General features: G+C 57.4%; 17 protein-coding genes. 7 read left to right on the top strand and 10 right to left on the bottom strand.

Annotated elements, in window-relative coordinates; all coding sequences use genetic code 11:
- Window positions 1-40 precede the first annotated feature (40 nt).
- The 3 genes from BMZ66_RS24095 (at window position 41) to BMZ66_RS24080 (ending at window position 2,553) form a co-directional block, all read left to right on the top strand.
- Entirely contained in the window at window positions 41-454 is a 414-nt protein-coding gene (locus BMZ66_RS24095) for a hypothetical protein (RefSeq protein ID WP_143080435.1), read from the top strand.
- Window positions 455-1,367: 913 nt separating this feature from the next.
- Window positions 1,368-2,174, top strand: coding sequence for a ParA family protein (locus BMZ66_RS24085; protein ID WP_177204903.1), 807 nt, complete (start codon window positions 1,368-1,370; stop codon window positions 2,172-2,174).
- Window positions 2,175-2,205: 31 nt separating this feature from the next.
- Window positions 2,206-2,553: a hypothetical protein gene (locus BMZ66_RS24080; protein WP_092678942.1), complete on the top strand. Its 348-nt coding sequence runs from the start codon at window positions 2,206-2,208 to the stop codon at window positions 2,551-2,553.
- An 872-nt stretch (window positions 2,554-3,425) separates the two neighbouring features.
- On the opposite strand, the gene BMZ66_RS24070 is transcribed toward BMZ66_RS24080, so the two are convergent.
- Both BMZ66_RS24070 and BMZ66_RS24065 read right to left on the bottom strand, forming a co-directional pair.
- Window positions 3,426-4,613: a DEAD/DEAH box helicase gene (locus BMZ66_RS24070; protein ID WP_177204902.1), complete on the bottom strand. Its 1,188-nt coding sequence runs from the start codon at window positions 4,611-4,613 to the stop codon at window positions 3,426-3,428.
- A gap of 683 nt (window positions 4,614-5,296) precedes the next feature.
- Entirely contained in the window at window positions 5,297-5,596 is a 300-nt protein-coding gene (locus BMZ66_RS24065; protein ID WP_092678939.1) for a hypothetical protein, read from the bottom strand.
- Between the two features lie 1,334 nt (window positions 5,597-6,930).
- Between BMZ66_RS24065 and BMZ66_RS25890 the strand changes: the two genes are divergently transcribed.
- Entirely contained in the window at window positions 6,931-7,533 is a 603-nt protein-coding gene (locus tag BMZ66_RS25890; protein ID WP_143080434.1) for a MobC domain-containing protein, read from the top strand.
- Window positions 7,534-7,700: 167 nt separating this feature from the next.
- Window positions 7,701-9,971, top strand: coding sequence for a relaxase/mobilization nuclease domain-containing protein (locus BMZ66_RS24055; protein WP_092678937.1), 2,271 nt, complete (start codon window positions 7,701-7,703; stop codon window positions 9,969-9,971).
- A gap of 91 nt (window positions 9,972-10,062) precedes the next feature.
- On the opposite strand, the gene BMZ66_RS24050 is transcribed toward BMZ66_RS24055, so the two are convergent.
- Both BMZ66_RS24050 and BMZ66_RS24045 read right to left on the bottom strand, forming a co-directional pair.
- Window positions 10,063-10,440, bottom strand: coding sequence for a hypothetical protein (locus BMZ66_RS24050; protein ID WP_092678936.1), 378 nt, complete (start codon window positions 10,438-10,440; stop codon window positions 10,063-10,065).
- A gap of 101 nt (window positions 10,441-10,541) precedes the next feature.
- Window positions 10,542-11,105 carry a hypothetical protein gene (locus tag BMZ66_RS24045; protein ID WP_092678935.1) on the bottom strand — a complete coding sequence of 188 codons (564 nt, stop codon included), beginning with the start codon at window positions 11,103-11,105 and terminating at the stop codon, window positions 10,542-10,544.
- 77 nt (window positions 11,106-11,182) lie between these two features.
- Between BMZ66_RS24045 and BMZ66_RS24040 the strand changes: the two genes are divergently transcribed.
- Entirely contained in the window at window positions 11,183-11,455 is a 273-nt protein-coding gene (locus BMZ66_RS24040; protein WP_092678934.1) for a helix-turn-helix domain-containing protein, read from the top strand.
- Here the strand turns inward: BMZ66_RS24040 and BMZ66_RS25380 are convergent.
- From BMZ66_RS25380 to BMZ66_RS24020, 3 genes are all read right to left on the bottom strand, one after another.
- On the bottom strand, window positions 11,350-12,135 hold the full coding sequence (locus BMZ66_RS25380) for a hypothetical protein (protein WP_143080432.1): 786 nt from the start codon (window positions 12,133-12,135) through the stop codon (window positions 11,350-11,352). The genes BMZ66_RS24040 and BMZ66_RS25380 overlap by 106 nt on opposite strands.
- A gap of 117 nt (window positions 12,136-12,252) precedes the next feature.
- On the bottom strand, window positions 12,253-12,507 hold the full coding sequence (locus tag BMZ66_RS24025; protein WP_143080431.1) for a hypothetical protein: 255 nt from the start codon (window positions 12,505-12,507) through the stop codon (window positions 12,253-12,255).
- Between the two features lie 58 nt (window positions 12,508-12,565).
- On the bottom strand, window positions 12,566-12,805 hold the full coding sequence (locus tag BMZ66_RS24020; RefSeq protein WP_092678930.1) for a hypothetical protein: 240 nt from the start codon (window positions 12,803-12,805) through the stop codon (window positions 12,566-12,568).
- Window positions 12,806-13,028: 223 nt separating this feature from the next.
- Here BMZ66_RS24020 and BMZ66_RS25740 point away from each other — a divergent pair, with 223 nt between their 5' ends.
- Window positions 13,029-13,193 (top strand): hypothetical protein, encoded by a 165-nt coding sequence (locus BMZ66_RS25740; RefSeq protein WP_177204901.1) that lies wholly within the window; start codon window positions 13,029-13,031, stop codon window positions 13,191-13,193.
- Window positions 13,194-13,328: 135 nt separating this feature from the next.
- Here BMZ66_RS25740 and BMZ66_RS24015 read toward each other — a convergent pair whose 3' ends face one another.
- The 3 genes from BMZ66_RS24015 to BMZ66_RS24005 all read right to left on the bottom strand — a co-directional run bounded on the left by BMZ66_RS24015 (window position 13,329) and on the right by BMZ66_RS24005 (window position 16,648).
- On the bottom strand, window positions 13,329-14,330 hold the full coding sequence (locus BMZ66_RS24015) for a PDDEXK nuclease domain-containing protein (RefSeq protein ID WP_092678929.1): 1,002 nt from the start codon (window positions 14,328-14,330) through the stop codon (window positions 13,329-13,331).
- Between the two features lie 176 nt (window positions 14,331-14,506).
- Complete coding sequence (locus BMZ66_RS24010) at window positions 14,507-14,779, bottom strand: hypothetical protein (protein WP_092678928.1); 273 nt, start codon at window positions 14,777-14,779, stop codon at window positions 14,507-14,509.
- Window positions 14,780-16,381: 1,602 nt separating this feature from the next.
- Window positions 16,382-16,648 (bottom strand): PID-CTERM protein-sorting domain-containing protein, encoded by a 267-nt coding sequence (locus tag BMZ66_RS24005; RefSeq protein ID WP_143080430.1) that lies wholly within the window; start codon window positions 16,646-16,648, stop codon window positions 16,382-16,384.
- Window positions 16,649-16,778 lie beyond the last annotated feature (130 nt).

Raw genomic sequence — 16,778 nt, 5'->3', positions numbered from 1 at the left:
GGGCCCGCGGTGTGCCCATTTGCCCGCAACGCCCCCGATTGTGGACCAACTCTGCCGCGAGCACGGCAAAATCTACTATGGCACGTCGCTTTCGGGTATTTCTTCTTGCGACGAGTTGCCCCCTAACGACGCGGCCGAAACGGATGCCGGGCTATGCACCGTCTGTCATGGCCACATGGTATGGTACGAGCAGGCTTGCGCAGGTGGGCCTTCCCTCCTCCCCTTTGGAACTGAAGCCGCTCTCGTTCCCGCTTCGCTGCTGACCTCAACAGCCACTTTTGCCTTCGCCGTCGGCCACCGCGTGCAGCTCATCGCCAACGCCCCAGCCGCCTTCACCTGCTGCGGCCAGCACAAAGAGCGCCATCCCGCCGCGGGCGTGCAACGCATCAACTTCTACCGCCTTGACAACGGCTGCTCGGAGTGCTACCGCGAGCACGAACTGCAAGTCGCCTGACCCCGCTTCCTCCACGCTCCAAGCTAGTGGCGGCCACCAAGCCGTGCCAGGACGAGCTGGAACCTAGCCGAGACACGCAACGGGATGGCGCCGTCGAGCTAGTGGCCAGCCTCCCCTATCGAGTCGTTTGTTTGTCCTGCGTGCGCAAAGCCGCATCAGGATTATAGTTGGGCAAAATGTTTTATATGTTTAACCCATATTATTCATTTTCATAATCCTTATCAGCCAGCCCTTTTTAGGGTGTGCAATTAACTAGTGCACATCCAAAAACTCATTAATGCGCTACTGGGTCAGTTAGGCTAGCGAAGACCATTGCTGTTCAGGTGTGACCTTTCTTTTTGAGGCAGTGGAAAAAAAGATTTCCTATTTGGCCTATTGGCAACGCATCAACCAGCTGGGCAAGTTGGCCCCTCAGATAATTTCAAAGTCCACCCGCGACTTCGGCAACGGGTTTAAGCCATCCTCCGGTCAATCGCTTCCGATGAGGCCCAGGCCCACGCGGTACTGGAACGCATCAATACAACCTGCCAGTAAGTGGCTGACTGGGCCGGATGGAATGACCGATTTGACTACTGTAAATACCAAGCATACCACCCCGTGCATAGTTCCGATAGCCTGCAGCATTTAAACTATATTAAGAACTTTAGGTGGGTTAACCATTTAAAGTGGGTAATCAAGCATGCGTGCCCGCAAAATATCTCTTCCTAACCAGGTAAAATGGTTTATATTGTTTTAAGTTTTACTTATTGATTTGCAATGAATTGAAATGTTGCAATATGATTAATACAGCTTAAACATTTTAACTGGCTTAAGAATTTAAGCCGATTGTAATGTTTTATATTATATGCCCATTTTAGCCAGTTACTTTTGTTATGCCTTTCTAATCCCTGAAAACTTCATCCTCCGGCATCCCATGAAAAAGAAGAATCCTCCCGTGAAAGAGAAGCAGCCGCCAGTCATCATTGCGGTCGTTGGCCGCAAGGGCGGGGTGGGCAAGACTACCACCAGCCTGAATCTTAGCGGCGAGCTGGCCAGTCGCGGCTATCAGGTGCTATTGGTGGACCTGGACGTGCAGGGCGATGCGACTTCCGCGCTAACCCGGGAGGAGTACCCCACGAGCACGGGACAGGTGCTGCTGGCGGGAAGTGGGCTTCTGGATGCCCTGGTGCAGACGAAGCTGCCGACGCTTTGGCTGCTGCCCACGGACGATGACTTGAAGCCCCGTTCCAAGGAGTTGATTGCCCACCGGCCCGATGACTTCCGCTTCGCGCTCCGCGACGTGCTCGCGGCCGAAGCCGGCGGCTTTGACTTCGTTATTATTGATTGTCCGCCATCGTTGGAAGACATCACGCTCATCGGTCTGTGCGCCGCGACGCATTACCTAGCCCCGGCACTGCCGAGCTACTTTTCTCTAAAGTCCCTCAACAAGCTGGCGGAGCTGACAACGCTGATTCAACAGGAGCCGGGCATGAACCCGAACCTGCATTTTATCGGTCTCTTTTTCACCGATTTCAACCCCCGGGTTCGCAACACGCTGCACGCCGATATTGTGGCGGCCGCCAATCACCTGTTTCCCGGTCAGGTGATGGCCAATGTGCGCACGGATAAGCGGCTGGGGGATGCCCAGCGCGATGCCGTGCCGGCCCAGCTCCGCACCCCGGAGTCCAATGCGGTCGCGGACTTTCAACTCCTGACCGACGAGGTGCTCTCGCGCCTGTAGTCCCCCTTTACACTCAACCTGTTTTTCACTGATGGCTTCTTCTTCCGCCCCCCGCGATATCAACGACCTGCTAACCGGTGCTGGTCGCCCACAGCCTCCTCGTCCCCCCCAAGCACCCTCTCAGGTTGCCCCGCCCGCGGCCCCGGTACCAGCGGCCAAGCCAGAAATAGCGCCCACCACCCGTAAGGGAACCTTCATCCTCACGGAAGCCAATGACGATGCTCTGCACCGGCTGAGCTTTTACACACCCGGACCGAAGGGAGAAAAGTCGTATTTAATTAACAAGGCCCTCGAAGCTTACCTGGCCCAGTTTCCCGACAGTCAGCGGGCAATCCCCGAGGGGGAGGATGTACGGCGGCGTGGCCGCCGCCACCACTAGGTAGCTGTACTGAAACTACTGCGAGTGGTTTCGGGCAGTGGCCAGGCTTTGGATACCAACGATGGGCTGACGGACTAATCGACGGGGCCTGACAGGGCGCGAACCGGGTACACTGCCGCGTACGATAGCCGCTGTTGCCGGCTGCCCGAAGGGACAGCGGAGCTGGATTAACCAGTTCATCTGGATTAACCAGCTAAACTGGTTTGTTCGGATTAATCGTATCGGGTGACAAGTAGAGTCGCCCAGGTATAGGCAGTGCCAGCACTCAACACATCGCGCGAACTGGCGGTGGGCCTAACTTATTAACAGTAATTTTGATGGTCTTCCGGAGTGAAGATTCGGAGCGCTCTTCCTATCCCAGCAAAAAAGCATATTCTCGGCCTTCTTAGAGTAAGTGAGGAGGAGTAGAGAACATCTTGCAGCATCTACTTCCAGCCGGCCAGACTGGACCGATTAGGTCGTCGGCTGCCTCAACCTGCTCACTAACGCCGTGGTCGTCTGGCACACCGTCTAGATGCAGGAAGTAATGGTCCAGCTGCGGACCGAAGCCTACCCCGCACAAGACGAAGACCTGGCCCATCTATCCCCAGCCCGCTTCGAGCACCGCAACCGGCTGGGTAAATACCCCTTCGCCGAACAAGAAAACCTGCTGCGCAACGGCTTACGCCCCTTACGCCAACCCAGACAGGCGGTCGCGCCGACGGGGGCAACAGCTTAAGGTCATTTTTCGCCCCGTCGTAACTAAAACCCCAATCAGAACCCCCTCCTTGGGTGGTGGGCTCTTACCGGTACGGGATGCCAGCGCAAGGAGTTTAAGCCCGGTCATCTCCATCAGACGCGAACGGTTCGAAGGCAATAAGGCTGGTAATCTATCAATTTCCCAGGGACTCGCGGGGAGCCTCCACGTAGCTGATTTTGGCAGGGTCGAAGGCGGCCAGGGCCTGCGTGACCCAGTGCTCGTCCACCGTGTCCTGGTACATGAGCAGGTGTACAGTGGCCGTCTGGTCGGGGTTCAGACGCAGCAGCCGGCCGATGCGCTGGGCGGCCTTGCGCTCATTGCCGAAGGCGTGCCAGATAATGCCAATGCGCAAATTGGGGATGTTGACACCCTCCGAGAGTTGGGCCACGCAGGCCAGACGATGAATCTCGCCCGTGTTGAACTTGGCCAGGTTGGCCTGACTTTCCTTGTTTTTGGAGTGGTAAGTGTGCTCGGCCTGCTCTTCAGCCTGCTGCTGGTTGCAGGTAAAAAGCAGCACCTTCTCCTTAAACTGGCTGGCCAGATGGGCCATGTAGCGCCCCTTGCTGGGGTAATGCATCAGGGCCTGCATGCGCAGCAGGCGCAGGGTCTCTACGGGGAGCTTGTCCTGGGCCGCGTTGGCCAGCCGGGTGCTCCAGTATTGATAGCTCTCGCGCTCGCTGGTCGTGAACTGGCTCCCCGATTGGAAAGCGACCACGTAGTCACGCACGGAACTCAGCGGCAGGCGGTGCACGACTAGGCGGTAGTCGTTGAGCAGCCCCGCGAGCACGGCCTCGTCGGTGGTGTAGTCCACCAGCATCGGGCAATAGGTAGCCACCAACCGGCCTTTTTCCGTGTCTGCCTGCGCAGGGGGCGTGCCAGTCAGGCCCAGGATGCTTTGCTTGCGCGCGACGTGGCTTTTAAGCGCCGGCTCGTGGGAGTCCTTGAGGGCGTGGCACTCGTCGAGGTAGAGTTTGTGGTACGGGCCCTGACCCAGCGTTTTGCTCAGCGAGCGGTAGGTGGTGAAGGTAATCGCGTCGAGCAGGTGTGCCAGCCCAAACTTGTGCGCTTCCTGGGGCCAGGAGTCCAGAATGGTTTTGGTGGGGGCGGCGACCAGAAAGGGCGTGGTCGTGGGTCCCAGCCGTTGCGTGTCGGAGAGGAGGCGCGCCATGTCGCGCAGGCCAATAAGCGTCTTGCCCACGCCCATGGCCACGGCTACCCCGGCTAGCTGTCGGTTGTGGACTACTGCCAGGATGTGGTCGTGGAGGGCTTGTCTTTTTTCCTGGGCCGATGGGCTGGCCGCTTGCACTGGAGAAGGGCTCATAAACAGAAAAGGAAAAGACCAGCCGGTGCCCGTTCCATTGGCAAGCATTGAACACGGCCGGCGGGGAGAAAACGAGCACGGGAAGCACCACGCGGGAAGCACCACAAAAGTACCGCGCAGTTGGCTTACTCCAGCAACTGCGCTGGCCGCTTCTCGCGTAGAACTGCGGGCTAAGCAATCCATCAACTCCGGTAGGCATATCCATGGCCAGGTTTATCGTACCGGGTGAGGCGACGGGTAAAACGGCGAACAAAACGCTAAGCGAAAAGGGTAGTGGGGCAGCAAGCGGAAACGCAAGGAAATGAAATAATCCTAAATTAGCTGCCGGTGCGTGTATGCAATGGTAAGACCTTTTGCGAACGGTTCACAACAGACCTATGGGAAAATAGCAACCGTTTTGGCAGAAGATGCCGGGCGTGGAAAGAGGCTAAAGTAGTCCGAGCGATGGTGGTGCAGGAGCGGTTGGGTGAAAGAAACTAAGTGAGTAGCCATGGCGGCCTGCAGTTCCTACGGGCCCCATCTGATTCTGCTGTTTAGCACCTGAGTGATTGCTTTCGTGAAGCGACTTTACGGAGTACGGCGTTGGTCATCTTTTTTTACCCGCGGGCCAGTACGACCTACTTTTTCCTCCGCAGTTCAGCAGCAGTTGCCCTTAAATTTATCGGTGCCGGATTTGATTGGCATTAACCCTGGCTGCTGAGTACCGCTAGCTTCTGGTTTAGAAATTCGGTGTCGCGCAGGGCCTGATGCAAGGCGCGGTGCCGGACAATAGCGTGCCGCTTAAAGTCAAAGGGAGTGATTTTGTGTGTCGTGCTCCCAAGCTTCAAACTCACAATCACGAAGCGCCCGGTACTGGATAGAATGGATAGTTTGTGTAGGAACAGCCCCGGCTTTTTCCTCTTTTCGGCGGCATTGCTTGCGGTTCGGTCTTCAGCGGTTGGGTCTTCAGCGGTTGGGTCTTCAGTGTTGGCCGACTGCACCATAAAGTCTGGATGCCAGCGAGAGGAGGCAAGGATGGCGGAACAGCTATCGGTGGCGCGAAGAGAAAGACGCGCTCAAGGTTTATGGACAAAGAGGGGGGAGCGATAGGCAAGAAAAGGGCGGGGTACTGCTAACAATAACTTTAGCTGCTGGTGGTAAGCGGGCCGTCTGGGGAAGCGCTGTTTTTGCGCAATAATTCATTGGATGGGTTAGTTGTTTTTCAGGTGGTAGGCGTGGGAATAGTTACGAGCGCTTGCAGCAATTAGAAGCCTTGCCAGCAATTGTTAATGGTAGGGTCTCGTGTGTTCATGCCGATTTTTTCTGCGGGAGTTAGTCGCCATTGCCGGAATTGATGGCGTGTTGTGCGCTTTGGTTTGCTGATGCTTCAGGGCAACGAAATTTGAATAGTCAACCCGTTAACATGAGAGGCCGTGAATTTAGCGCGCGGTTGAATAGGCCGGGTTGTCGAGAAAATGCACTTGGCGGTTCGGATAGCGGGCTGGTCGGTTTGTGTTTTTCTGTTTGCGTGGGCAGCAAGCGATAGAGCGGATTTTTGGAAGCTGGATTGGCTGGCCTTTCAGGAAAAGGAGCCGTCTTAAAAAATGGCAGAGTGACTAAGAGCGGGTTTCCTATAGAAGACCGAAGATATAGGGGCAGCGAGGGACAACAGGGGTCCGGCAGTTCGAGGAACAGGCAGGGTAGAGGGCGGAAGACCCGGCTTGCAGCATCCATATTTTTTGCTTTTGCTTTTCGCTTTTGGGAAGCCTGTCAAATGCAGTTGGGGTCGACTGGACTGCTCAGGTAAAGTGATTCGATTTTGCTTCGGTCCAGTAAAACGGGCAGCGGTTTTTTTGAGGGGAATCACTCTTTGACCAACTTGTTAACGGTGTTGATTATGGGGATTCATCCCAAACACGCACCAGAGAACAAACCGAAAGACTGAATGAGGCGGGTGACTCTGGATAGTTCTGGATGGCGCCCTAAGTGGTGGGCAAGAGGAGCGGCATGTCCCAGGGTATACCTGTCGCGGCCTTGCTGAATTTTCTGAGTGGTAAGATCCGACCGAGAAAGCAGGGGAAGCCGAAGATGACTCGGCAGCACAGAATTGATGATGCTAGCGCATGAACTATTTGGAAACTGAAGCGGGCTGGAGTAGCTTTCAGTTAGTAGAATATTTCTCAGGCAGTGGGGAAAGAACAACTGCTGAAATAGACCTTGTTACCCGGTTAAAGTGAAATAGACCTTGTTACCCGGTTAAAGCAAGACAGGTAAAGCTAAAGATTAACTCTTTTCTACTTTCAATTTTGGCCACGATATTTCTCATCTCTATTGCACGATGACTCTGCCAAACGCTTCCGCTTCCCCCGCATCCAATTTACTTTTCCCTCCAATTCTGGAAGGGCAGAGGTCGGTGCCAAGACCGTCTCCAATAGAAGAGTTGCTGCCCGCTGAAAGCTTGGCGGAGGCAGTTTTAATCGAAGCTCAGCCTGTGGCGGAGAAGGTAAAGCGCAGGCGCAAAACCAAAAGTGAATACGCGGCGATGCCCCGTCCCGAGCCAAAGGAGAAGGACAAGCACAAAGGAGGACGACCCGAATTGGCCGAGGAGGAAAAACTGAAATGCGTCAGTTCGCTGGTTTCCGCTGCCTGCCATGACCAGCTGAAAGCGACTTCCGTCAGGCATGGCATTTCCGTTTCGCAAGCAATCCGGTGGCTGATTGACGGGCCGGGCACGGGGCGTGTGCGGCAGCGGATGAAGCAACTGACGAAGCAGGGATTGTCACAAGAGGAGCGAAAACAACTACGCTCCCTCGCCGAAATGGCGGCCAATCTGAACCAGTTAGCCAAGCTCGCGCACGCCGAAGGGTATGTCGCTCACGCAACAGCTGTAATGGAGTCAGCAGTGAAAATCCGGGTGCAGTTGAAATCTTTCAACAAGTAAAAAATTATGATTCGTCGAATCACTACCGTCAAAAGTTTCGTGGGTTCGGCTCGCTACCAGTTCGCGAGCCGGCGTGACCAGCCCGTGAATAAGCAAGCCAATATTTTAGCGCCTGACTCGGCAGGCACACTTCGGAATCAGGCGAAAACTTTCAGTAATTAGCTCCCATGGTCAGCCGAACTACGATAGGCAAAAGCTTCGCGGGCCTGGTGCGCTACCAGTTCACTGGCCGGCGCGACCAGCCCGTCGACAAGCAGGCTGAAATCCTGGCATCGGCTGGCGTGAGCACCAACAATGCGGCCGAGATGATAAGTGATTTTAACTTGGGCAGAGCCGTCAATCCGAGGTTGGGGTTTGCCGTCTGGCACACGTCGCTGAGCTTCAATCCCGCGGATGCCGCGCGGCTGGACAGCGCCAAAATGCGCGCCATCGCGGAAGCCTACCTACAAAAAATGGGGCTGGCCAACACGCAGTATGTCGTCGTGCGCCACCATGACCGGCCCGACAACCAGCACCTGCACATTATCGCCAATCGAGTAGATAACGAAGGCAAGACCATTGCGGACGGGCGTAACTTTTACCGTTCGAAGAAAGCGCTGCAAGCGCTGATGCAGGACCATGGACTCACGCCGCCGCAAGGCCAGCGGCCGGAGCTGCAACCTCTCGAGCATCTGTACGGAACCGAATTGGTGCGGCGCGAAATACGGGAGGCATTGGAACAGGCGTTGCGGCGGGAGACGCAACGGGTGCAGCTGTTCGCCACGCTTCAGCTGGCGGGGATTACGGCCAAAGAATACTTCAACAAAGCAGGCAAGGCAACCGGCGTCAGCTTTGAAAAGGATAGCTGCTGCATCAAAGGCAGTGAACTGGGGCGGCACCTGAGCTTGGCAGGAATTGACAAGCAATTGGCTGCAAACGAGGACCGGCACACGGTGAGCGCGGTGACTGCGGTGGCCGCTGTCCAACGAGATAAGGACTTAATCGCCGGGTACGAATTGGAGGCCCGGCAGGCAGAGCGAGCGAGCGATTTTATCCGAATGGCGGAATTAGACTACGGGGTTATTCCAACTGCTAAGCAACGCATGATGGCCTACGAAGCCGAGGCCAACGCCACTCCAATTGGACGGGAACTCCTGGCAAAACATAACGAACAGCAACACGAAATAGCGGAACAGGCCCGTGTGCGCGCGCAGGCTGAGACGGCGGTGGCTGCCTATATACAGGAGAAAAGTGCGATTGCCAGCTACGAAGCAGAGGCCCGGCGAGCCGAGCGTACAGGCGATATTCTTCGGATGGCGGAATTAGATTACGGGGTCATCCCAGCTGCCAAGCGGCAGATGGCGGCGTCCGAGACCGAGGCTAAATCAACCCAGTTGGGCCGCGAACTGTTGGCGGAACAGGATAACCTGCCAGTTAGTAAAGTGCAAAAAAATGAAAGTGGCTCAAAGGATGATGGGCCGGCTGTCGCTGTACCAATTCCAGAGAAGCAGGCACCTTCGCCGCAGGCAGTTGGGCCCGTCACGCCGGTAGTGACGTCGATGTCCTTGCCGGTCAGCCAACACCAAGAGTCCACGGAACCGGTGGTTGCAGCAGTTACGTCCCCACCGGCTCAAGCTGGCGCAGACACGTCATTAATGGCTGCGTCAACGGAACTGCTTGCGCCTCGAATTGTCAAGCCGAATGAAAGCCTCCCGTCGGCGGGTGGTTTAACTGCTGCTGAAGCCGCCAACCAATCAAACCCAGTAATACCGACTGCTCCAGTGGCACTGCCAGACCTACAGGCCGCGCCCGCCGTGGCTTGGCAATACGGTACGATTCGTCTAATGGATAGTAAAGTGCGAACGAGCGAAGAGCGGATGAGCAACGTTCGTGCGGACCTGATTAAGGCCGGGGCTAAGGTGGGCACAATTGTGCCCCCGACTCCGGGCCAGCCAGCTTCTACACTGATGCCTTATCGATTTGACCCGAAAACGCCTGATCTAGAGAAAGTAACGAAGGTACTCAATGATGTACAGGGCGCCGGTAACAGTACCGTGCGGGAACAGGTACATACCTGGAACCCGTTTGACAAAAACTCACTGGTCGACCGGGCTGACTGGCCCGAACGTGAGGGGCAATTCAATCAGGCCCGTATCTTGGTTCAGGACGCAACAACGGGCATAGCGCGCGCTGAGATAATCGCCGCCGACTTGCGAAATGCGGGGGCACATGTGAGCGAACTGGCGCGCATGGAAAACGGGCAGGTTAGCTTCCGCGTGTGCTATCACACGTACGTGCCGGCCATCAACGACATTAATTTTGCCCTGGACCGTTGCAAGAATTCGCTGAATGTGGAATTGCAGGAAAGCACGCAGGACAACACGGCTCGTTACGCGGGTGCCGTTGGGGTTGACATGCGACAGAAGGAATTGGAAAGATATTCAGGGCCAACTTATTAGAATATATTTGGGGCTAACGACGGATGTAAAGTCCAACCGATAATTTGCGTTTTACGCTGCTTTAAACCGGCTAGTGGTTCTCCGCCGCCGCTTATCGGCGTGTATCCCGCAATACGCGCTCGACAACACAGTTGCCATTTGCCATGCCGGCGATAAACGATACCAACTGTTTGCTATGAGTGTAGAGAGCGGCTTTCAGCTCGGCGCGTAAGTCAGTGACTACCCGGTTGTAGTAGTACAGGAGCTTGGCCAGGTAGTACGCATCGGCGCAGTAGATGGGCGGGTCGAGGTTCGAGGCCAGCAACGAGTGGGCCACCCGCTGGGCCAGCCGGACCAGGTCCGCGTGGTCGAGGCTGATGCTATTGTGGTCTTCCCACAGCGCGGGCTGGAACTCGTGGAAAACCTCCGACCACGCCTCCATGGCCGGGGGAAGGAAGTGGTGGTGGAGCTGCTGCGCCAGCCAGAACACGGCCTGCGCGTGTTTGCCGTGGCCCAGCGGTAGGGGATGACGCGGCTCTCAGGGCGCGCATGGTCAGCGGTGACGGGTTGCATCGGGACGGGGTGAAATGATTATGTGTCGGTCGGCAAGCCGCGGGCGCGGTCCAGCGCTGCCACCCGCGCCAAGAGGCCGGCGCGGGCCTGGTCCGAGTCCGTGCCGTCGGCCTCGCGCGGGGCCGGTGACTTAGACCACCCGAATTGTTCGGCCTCGGCGTGGCGCCGGGCCACCCCCGCAACCAATTGATACACCGCGTGACCGCCGGCCTGCGGGTCGGCTTCGAGCTCGGCCAGGGCGCGCAGGACCTCGTCCGGGCAGTTCATCGGCAGCCGGCCGAAATAGAGCTTGCGCGGCCCGTGCCCCGCCCGGGCGTGGACGACGGCCGGCAGGGCGTCCAGATGGTCCGCCACGCGGTCCAGCTGGTACACGTCGAGGCCGACGCGGTCCGATGTCGCCCACAGGTCGGGTTGCAGGGCCTGCAACGCGCCGGCCCACGTCCCTTTGAGCACGGGGGGAAACTGTGCCGCCAACTCCTCCCGGACGTATTCCTCGGCGCGGGCGCGCTGTTCGGGCGTCGCTTGCGCGAAGGATATGCGCTGGGGAACGGGTGCTGGGAGGGGAGAGCTAGTGGATTTCATGGAATGTCGGGGGGGAGTTCGGTGAATGGGCGAAAGATACAGGAAAAGCACTGTTTGTAATCACATATGACTATAAAATGCCTGTTTTTTGGGACCAGCTTGCCGGGGTGAAAAACGAGGTGGTTTTACAGGCCTTTGGCCAGCACCTGCGGCGGTTGCGCGAGGCGCGGGGATGGAGCCAGCAGGCGCTGGCTGACGTTTCCGACGTGTCCAAGCCGACCATCTACCGGCTGGAAACGGCGCGCTACTCGGTGACGCTCGACGTACTGGCCTCCCTGGCCCAAGGGCTGGAAATCCCGCTCAGCGAGCTGATGCAGTTTTCAGTGCCCCCGCAGACGGCCGCGGAATAGCGGCCGGGTAGCAACGATTCGGTACGGGGCCCGCAACTTGGCTGGTCCGCGGCCAGTGAAACAAATTCTCTGAGGTGCGGGCAGGGCCCTGGGAGGTTGCCGGTGCATGGGGTTCCAGAAGATTTGAGGCAGCCTAGCAGGTGCTCGACTTCGGCACTGTCCGGCAAGGGGGGACTGCCCGGGATATCCGGTATGAGGGGGGGCGCGCTGGCTAGGTTCCAGCACCAAGCCTGGACCACTTGTTCGGCAAGGGGGCTGGGGTGAGCCAAGCGGCGCAGCAGCGCGTAGAGCCGGGGACCGCAAGCTATTGCCTTGGCCACTACTTCGACGAGCGCCCACACGGCCAGTTCACGGGTCTGCAGGCTGTGCTGGGCCAGGTGCAGGGCCGGCAACCCGTACAGCGGCGGGTCCAGCACGGGCAGTTCCGGGGCGGCGGCCAGGTGCTGGGCGAGTTGGGTCAGGTCCGTTTCGGCCAGGGCCACGGTTGAACCCCTCAGCCACAGGTCGGGTTGGTGGTCGGCAAGGGCCTGGGGCCAGCTGCTGGCGCGCAGGGTGGGAAAGTGGGTTATGAGCCGCTGCTGCAGGTAGCTGACGGCCAGCGTCCGCTGGGACGCCGTGGCCCGGTGATAGGGGAGACGTACGCCGGCGGGTGGGGCGTGGAATGGGAGATAATAGGGCATAGCAAGGACGCAGGCGCGTGAATGGCGAAGCTTAAAATGGTCAGGAAAGGGGCGTGCGCGCATCGCACCCCTGGCGGGGCGGGCAGCCGGAGGTAGCACTGGGGAATGCGCCGGGGGTTAGGATTCGGTCGGTTCGCCGTTCCGGGACGGGTCGGGCCGCGACGGGCTTCGGCCCCGCAACGTCTCGCTTTCCTGCCAGTCCTGGCGCAGCTGCCGGGCTTCCTTTTTCAGCACCTGACGGCGCTCGCGCAGGGCCTGGCCGAGCAGGTCGATGACCTGCACCCCCGCCCCCCGCTCGATGGGCACGGTCAGCGTCCGGGTGGTGGAGTGCAGGGTGAGGGCCACGAGACCTTCCAATTCGAGGGCAAGCAACTGGTGTTGCTACACGCGGGCCACCTTGCGGGCCCGGCGAACCTGTCGGAGTTGTTTGCTATACCACATGGCCGGCCATTGCAGGGGTGGAACAGTGGCTGGTAGGGTGCTGGTGAGCAATCGCGGCGCTCATGTCCCCCAACCAGCGGGTGAGTTGCCGGGCGTCCTCGCACTCGTGGATGTAGTGGTTGGCCAGTAATTGCTCTTGGGGCGAGAAGAGCGGATTGCCGAAGAACACGGCGGAAAGCGCATGGCGTAATTCGCCAAGCACGGGTTGCCCGGTTACATGCGTTTCCATGTAATTTTGGGGTAAGGTTTGCAAGAACCCAACCGTAGTGCCTGCGCGAACAGGTGCTTTGTCGGAGGTCAGCCGTTTCCAGCGGCTGGCCTCTTTTGCTTACTACAGGTTGAGCCGTTCAACTTGAACACCACAAATGTAGTGAATCACTTGATAAAACCAAGTAAAAAACTTGAATAAAGCGAATATTTGCCAAGTTTTTTACTTGGTGTATATTTGCGATATGAGCAGTGATGAAAAGCGCATACGCAAGCCACAAATAGGTATTGAAGTTGAGGCTGACGAAAAAGCATTATTCCAGAAAGTAGCAAAAGCCCGTCGTCTCACGCTGTCCGCTCTTACGCGGCTGTTGTTGCTCGACGAAGCGCGCCGGCTAGGCATCTCTTAGGTTACTCCAATGCTCAGAAAGTAGACCAGCTGATTGGTTTGCCCTCATCTGAACGTCAAAAGCGCTGACCTGATGGGCGGCGCTTTATTATTAGAGCAAAGCTTGAGAAGTTCCTGTAGGATGGCTTTAGGTAAGCTAAAGTTGGTCCAGCTTATCAATTTCCTTCTTCACCTCAGCCATTAGCGCCTGCTCAGTGGGCAGGTAGAGTTGATACTTGCTGGCCACAATCGTTTGGTTATCGGCCGGCAGGCTGATTTTTACCACTGCGTCGTTCTTGTCGGCGCAAAGCAGGATGCCGATGGTGGGGTTTTCGTGGGGCAGCTTCTCCAGGCGGTCGTAATAGTTGACGTACATCTGGAGCTGGCCCAGGTCCTGGTGGGTGAGCTTGTCGGTCTTGATTTCGACCAGCACGAAGCACTGCAGCAGCCGGTTGTAGAACACGAGGTCCACGAAAAAGTCGTCGCCGTCGAGGTGCAGGCGCTGCTGCCGGGCCACGAAGCTGAACCCGTTGCCCAGTTCCAGCAGAAACTCCTGCAAGTGCGTTAGCAGGGCGGTTTCCAGGTCGCGCTCGTAGTAGGCGGCCTCCCGCTTCAGGCCCAGGAACTCCAGCACCATCGGGTCCTTGATGATATCGCGGGCCTCCGTGGGTGGTTTCTCCTGCCGGGCCACGGCTAGTACGGCGGCCACGTCGTTGCTCAGCAGCAGGCGCTCGAAGAGCTGGCTGTTGACCTGCCGCTCCAGTTGCCGGGCCGACCAGTTATTTTTGGCTGCTTCGGCCAGGTAAAATTCCCGTTTTTCGGGGTTTTCGAGGCTGATAAGCGTTTTGTAATGCGTCCAGCTCAATTGCGTCCGCAGTGCGGACGCAATGGGAAACGTGCGGTAAAACTGGCGGTAACGCTCCAGTTGCCGCCCCGAAAAGCCGCTGCCAAACTGCGGCTGCAGCTCGGCTGCCAACCCCTTAATGAGGTTGCTGCCATAGACGGCCCGGTCGGCTCCGTGCTGCTCTTCCTCCAGGATGACCTGCCCGATGTGCCAGTAGAGAAGAACCCGCTCGGCATCAACGGCCCGCACCGCCTGCTGGCGCGCCTGCGTGATGAGGCCGCGCACGGCGGCCAAGAGTTCCGGTTTAATGCTCATAGTGCGGTGGCGTAGTGGAAGAACGGCGATGAAGTATTATAGGGAGATAAGCAGCAAAACCTGCGTAACGGTTTCGGGCACCGAGTAAAGCGGCGCTGGCCACGTGCAGGCGACAACTGGTCTGCCGTAGCCGTCCCACTCAGTTCGTGTTGTCCCCTTGTTGCAACTCGGCAAAGCTATTCATCACGCGACCAAGGGCCGCGACCTACCGTACGGAGGGACATTGGTGCCGGCAGCGGAGGCTGCGCGTCGCGCCGGCGGTACCACTCGGCCCGGGCCGAGGCTCCGTACCACACGGTGAAGCGGGTGAGCAGCTGCGGATTGCCCGGCTCGGCGAAGACTTCTAGCGGCCGCAGGCCCAGCAGCGGCGCATCCTGCCGCGTTACCAGCCGGTAGCCCTCAGGCACCGTGTCAATGCCGACAGAATCAGCATAGTCGGGGGAGCACAATAGACAATAGTAAGAACAGAAATCACCAGTAGGAACAGAAATCACCACTAAGAGTATATAAAATATCAAATTCTGTGAAGGCCGGTTCGGAAAAGAAGATGGTAGGGGTTCAAAGAGCACCCAGAATGAATGAGGCCTGGAAAAAGCGTTCGAAAAACCCTCCGAAAAGAAGCCTGCAAAACGCCCTTCTCTGGGCCGGAAGGCAAGTGGGAAAGCCATCCGAGAAACAGTAGTTTTCGGAACGATTGCTACCAGTTAACTGTCGTTTCTTGGAGACTTTCGACAACTGCAAATACGGCCCGGAAACGCAGGTTTCCCGCGTCGTTTGTATGCACAGTTTTTTGGAGGTTCGAATTGTAAAAACGCATACTCCAAATCTACTTCGCTAACCAGTCCGGCAACTATAGTAACATAGCTTAGTCCTCAATCCGGTCATCCTCACTGCCGGTTCGAAACAAATAGGTGGGTGACAGCGTGCACCTCCACGTCGTAGTTTGCCTCCACGAACAGGCCACCGGGCAATTGGTATAGCAGTACTGCTTGGTGCTCATCATCTCAGCGGCTGGCCAAGTAGGTGCCCTGGTGTTGGGCGCACGACGGATGCGCTTCGTCGTAGAGCAGGTTAAAGGCGTGGAGAAGCACAGCAGCAAGGCAGCGAGCGGGCAAGAAAAAGTCTTACTGGGTGGGCAGGGTAATGCTTTTGTGCTTTAGCTTTAGAGCGTGTCTGGGAATTAGGCAAGGGGATTTGAACACAAGATTATGTTGACGAGTAACAGCCAAGTGACATAACTGGAAAGGGTATAGTCGTAGTTTACGTTTAAGCGGTGAACACAGGCCAGCCAGTCAAAGGTGCGCTCGATGACTCAGCGCTGGGCCACGGGCACGCAGCCGCGCACCGTTGGGGCCGGCTGACCAGTTCAAGCCGACCGCACAGCGCCAGCGGGCGGTCGGCAAAGCAGCCGCGGTAGCCCTGATCGGTCAGAACCGTATGCAGCCGCTGGTCCCAACTCGGCCGCTTGGCAACAGGTACGCCGCGATCACGGTACCGTCGTGGCCGTGGCAGGCAAAAATGTGGCATTCGATGTCGGTGGCCACTTTGCCTTTGCGCCCGTTGACGTGGTCGCTTCATCAATCCACCGGTGCGATGGGAAGGGGCAGTTTAACACGCTGGCTATTTACGCACACTCGCGAAGGCACAGAGGCCCTCCAGGCAACCACGCGGTCCGCCCGGTTGAGAGCCTCGTTTAGCCGGACCCAGATGCGGTCAGCTTATTAGCTGGGTAGATAGTAGTATACGGCCGTCCACGCCGGAAACGAAAGGAGCCTGTTGCGTCATTGACAGCCCGTGCAGCAGATGTAGCGCAAGGCATCGGGTACCCAATCGCCGATTGCTATAGTATGGGTAGCAAAGACGCGATAATTTGCAATTACAAATCCGTAAGGGGCCAATAACCGTCAATCATGGAACAGCCGGCGTCTAGTAAAGCCAACTATTACTTACTGACTCATTTCTGTTTTAGCTCACCGCAAATCTTATACATGCCCTTACATGGTTGCTTCTGTAAAACTAACCTTTGTGTTATAAGAGAAAGACTCAAGCTACTAGGCTTTTTTGCGGGCTTGGCGCACCCGCCGCACGGCATAAGCCACTCCCCCGGCCAGCAGCAAAGACGCCCCGCCGTCAATAGGTGCTCCTGAAGCACCACCATTACCTTTGCCTTTACCGTTGCCGTTGCCACTACTGTTGCCATTGCCATTGCCATTGCTAAGGCCGTAGGCGTGGCCATTCGGCTGAGCCAATAGCTGAGGAGCTTGCGAGACTAAGAAGGCGGTGAGCGCCAGCCGACAGATGGTATTGAACGTTTTCATTTTTAGGAAAGGGTAGGGGGATAACTAACTGATTTGCGGGATTCAGCACGATGCTTGCGCCTGCGGATTGTTAAGCGGGGTGGGGGGGTGTTGGCGGGTCTAGCAGGCCTTTTCGTCGGGTTGGGCCATC

Origin of the sequence: Hymenobacter arizonensis, assembly GCF_900115775.1 — a bacterium.
GTDB classification, from domain to species: Bacteria; Bacteroidota; Bacteroidia; order Cytophagales; family Hymenobacteraceae; genus Hymenobacter; species Hymenobacter arizonensis.
Note: the sequence above shows the minus strand (reverse complement) of the source record. Positions and strands in the feature narration are given on the sequence as shown.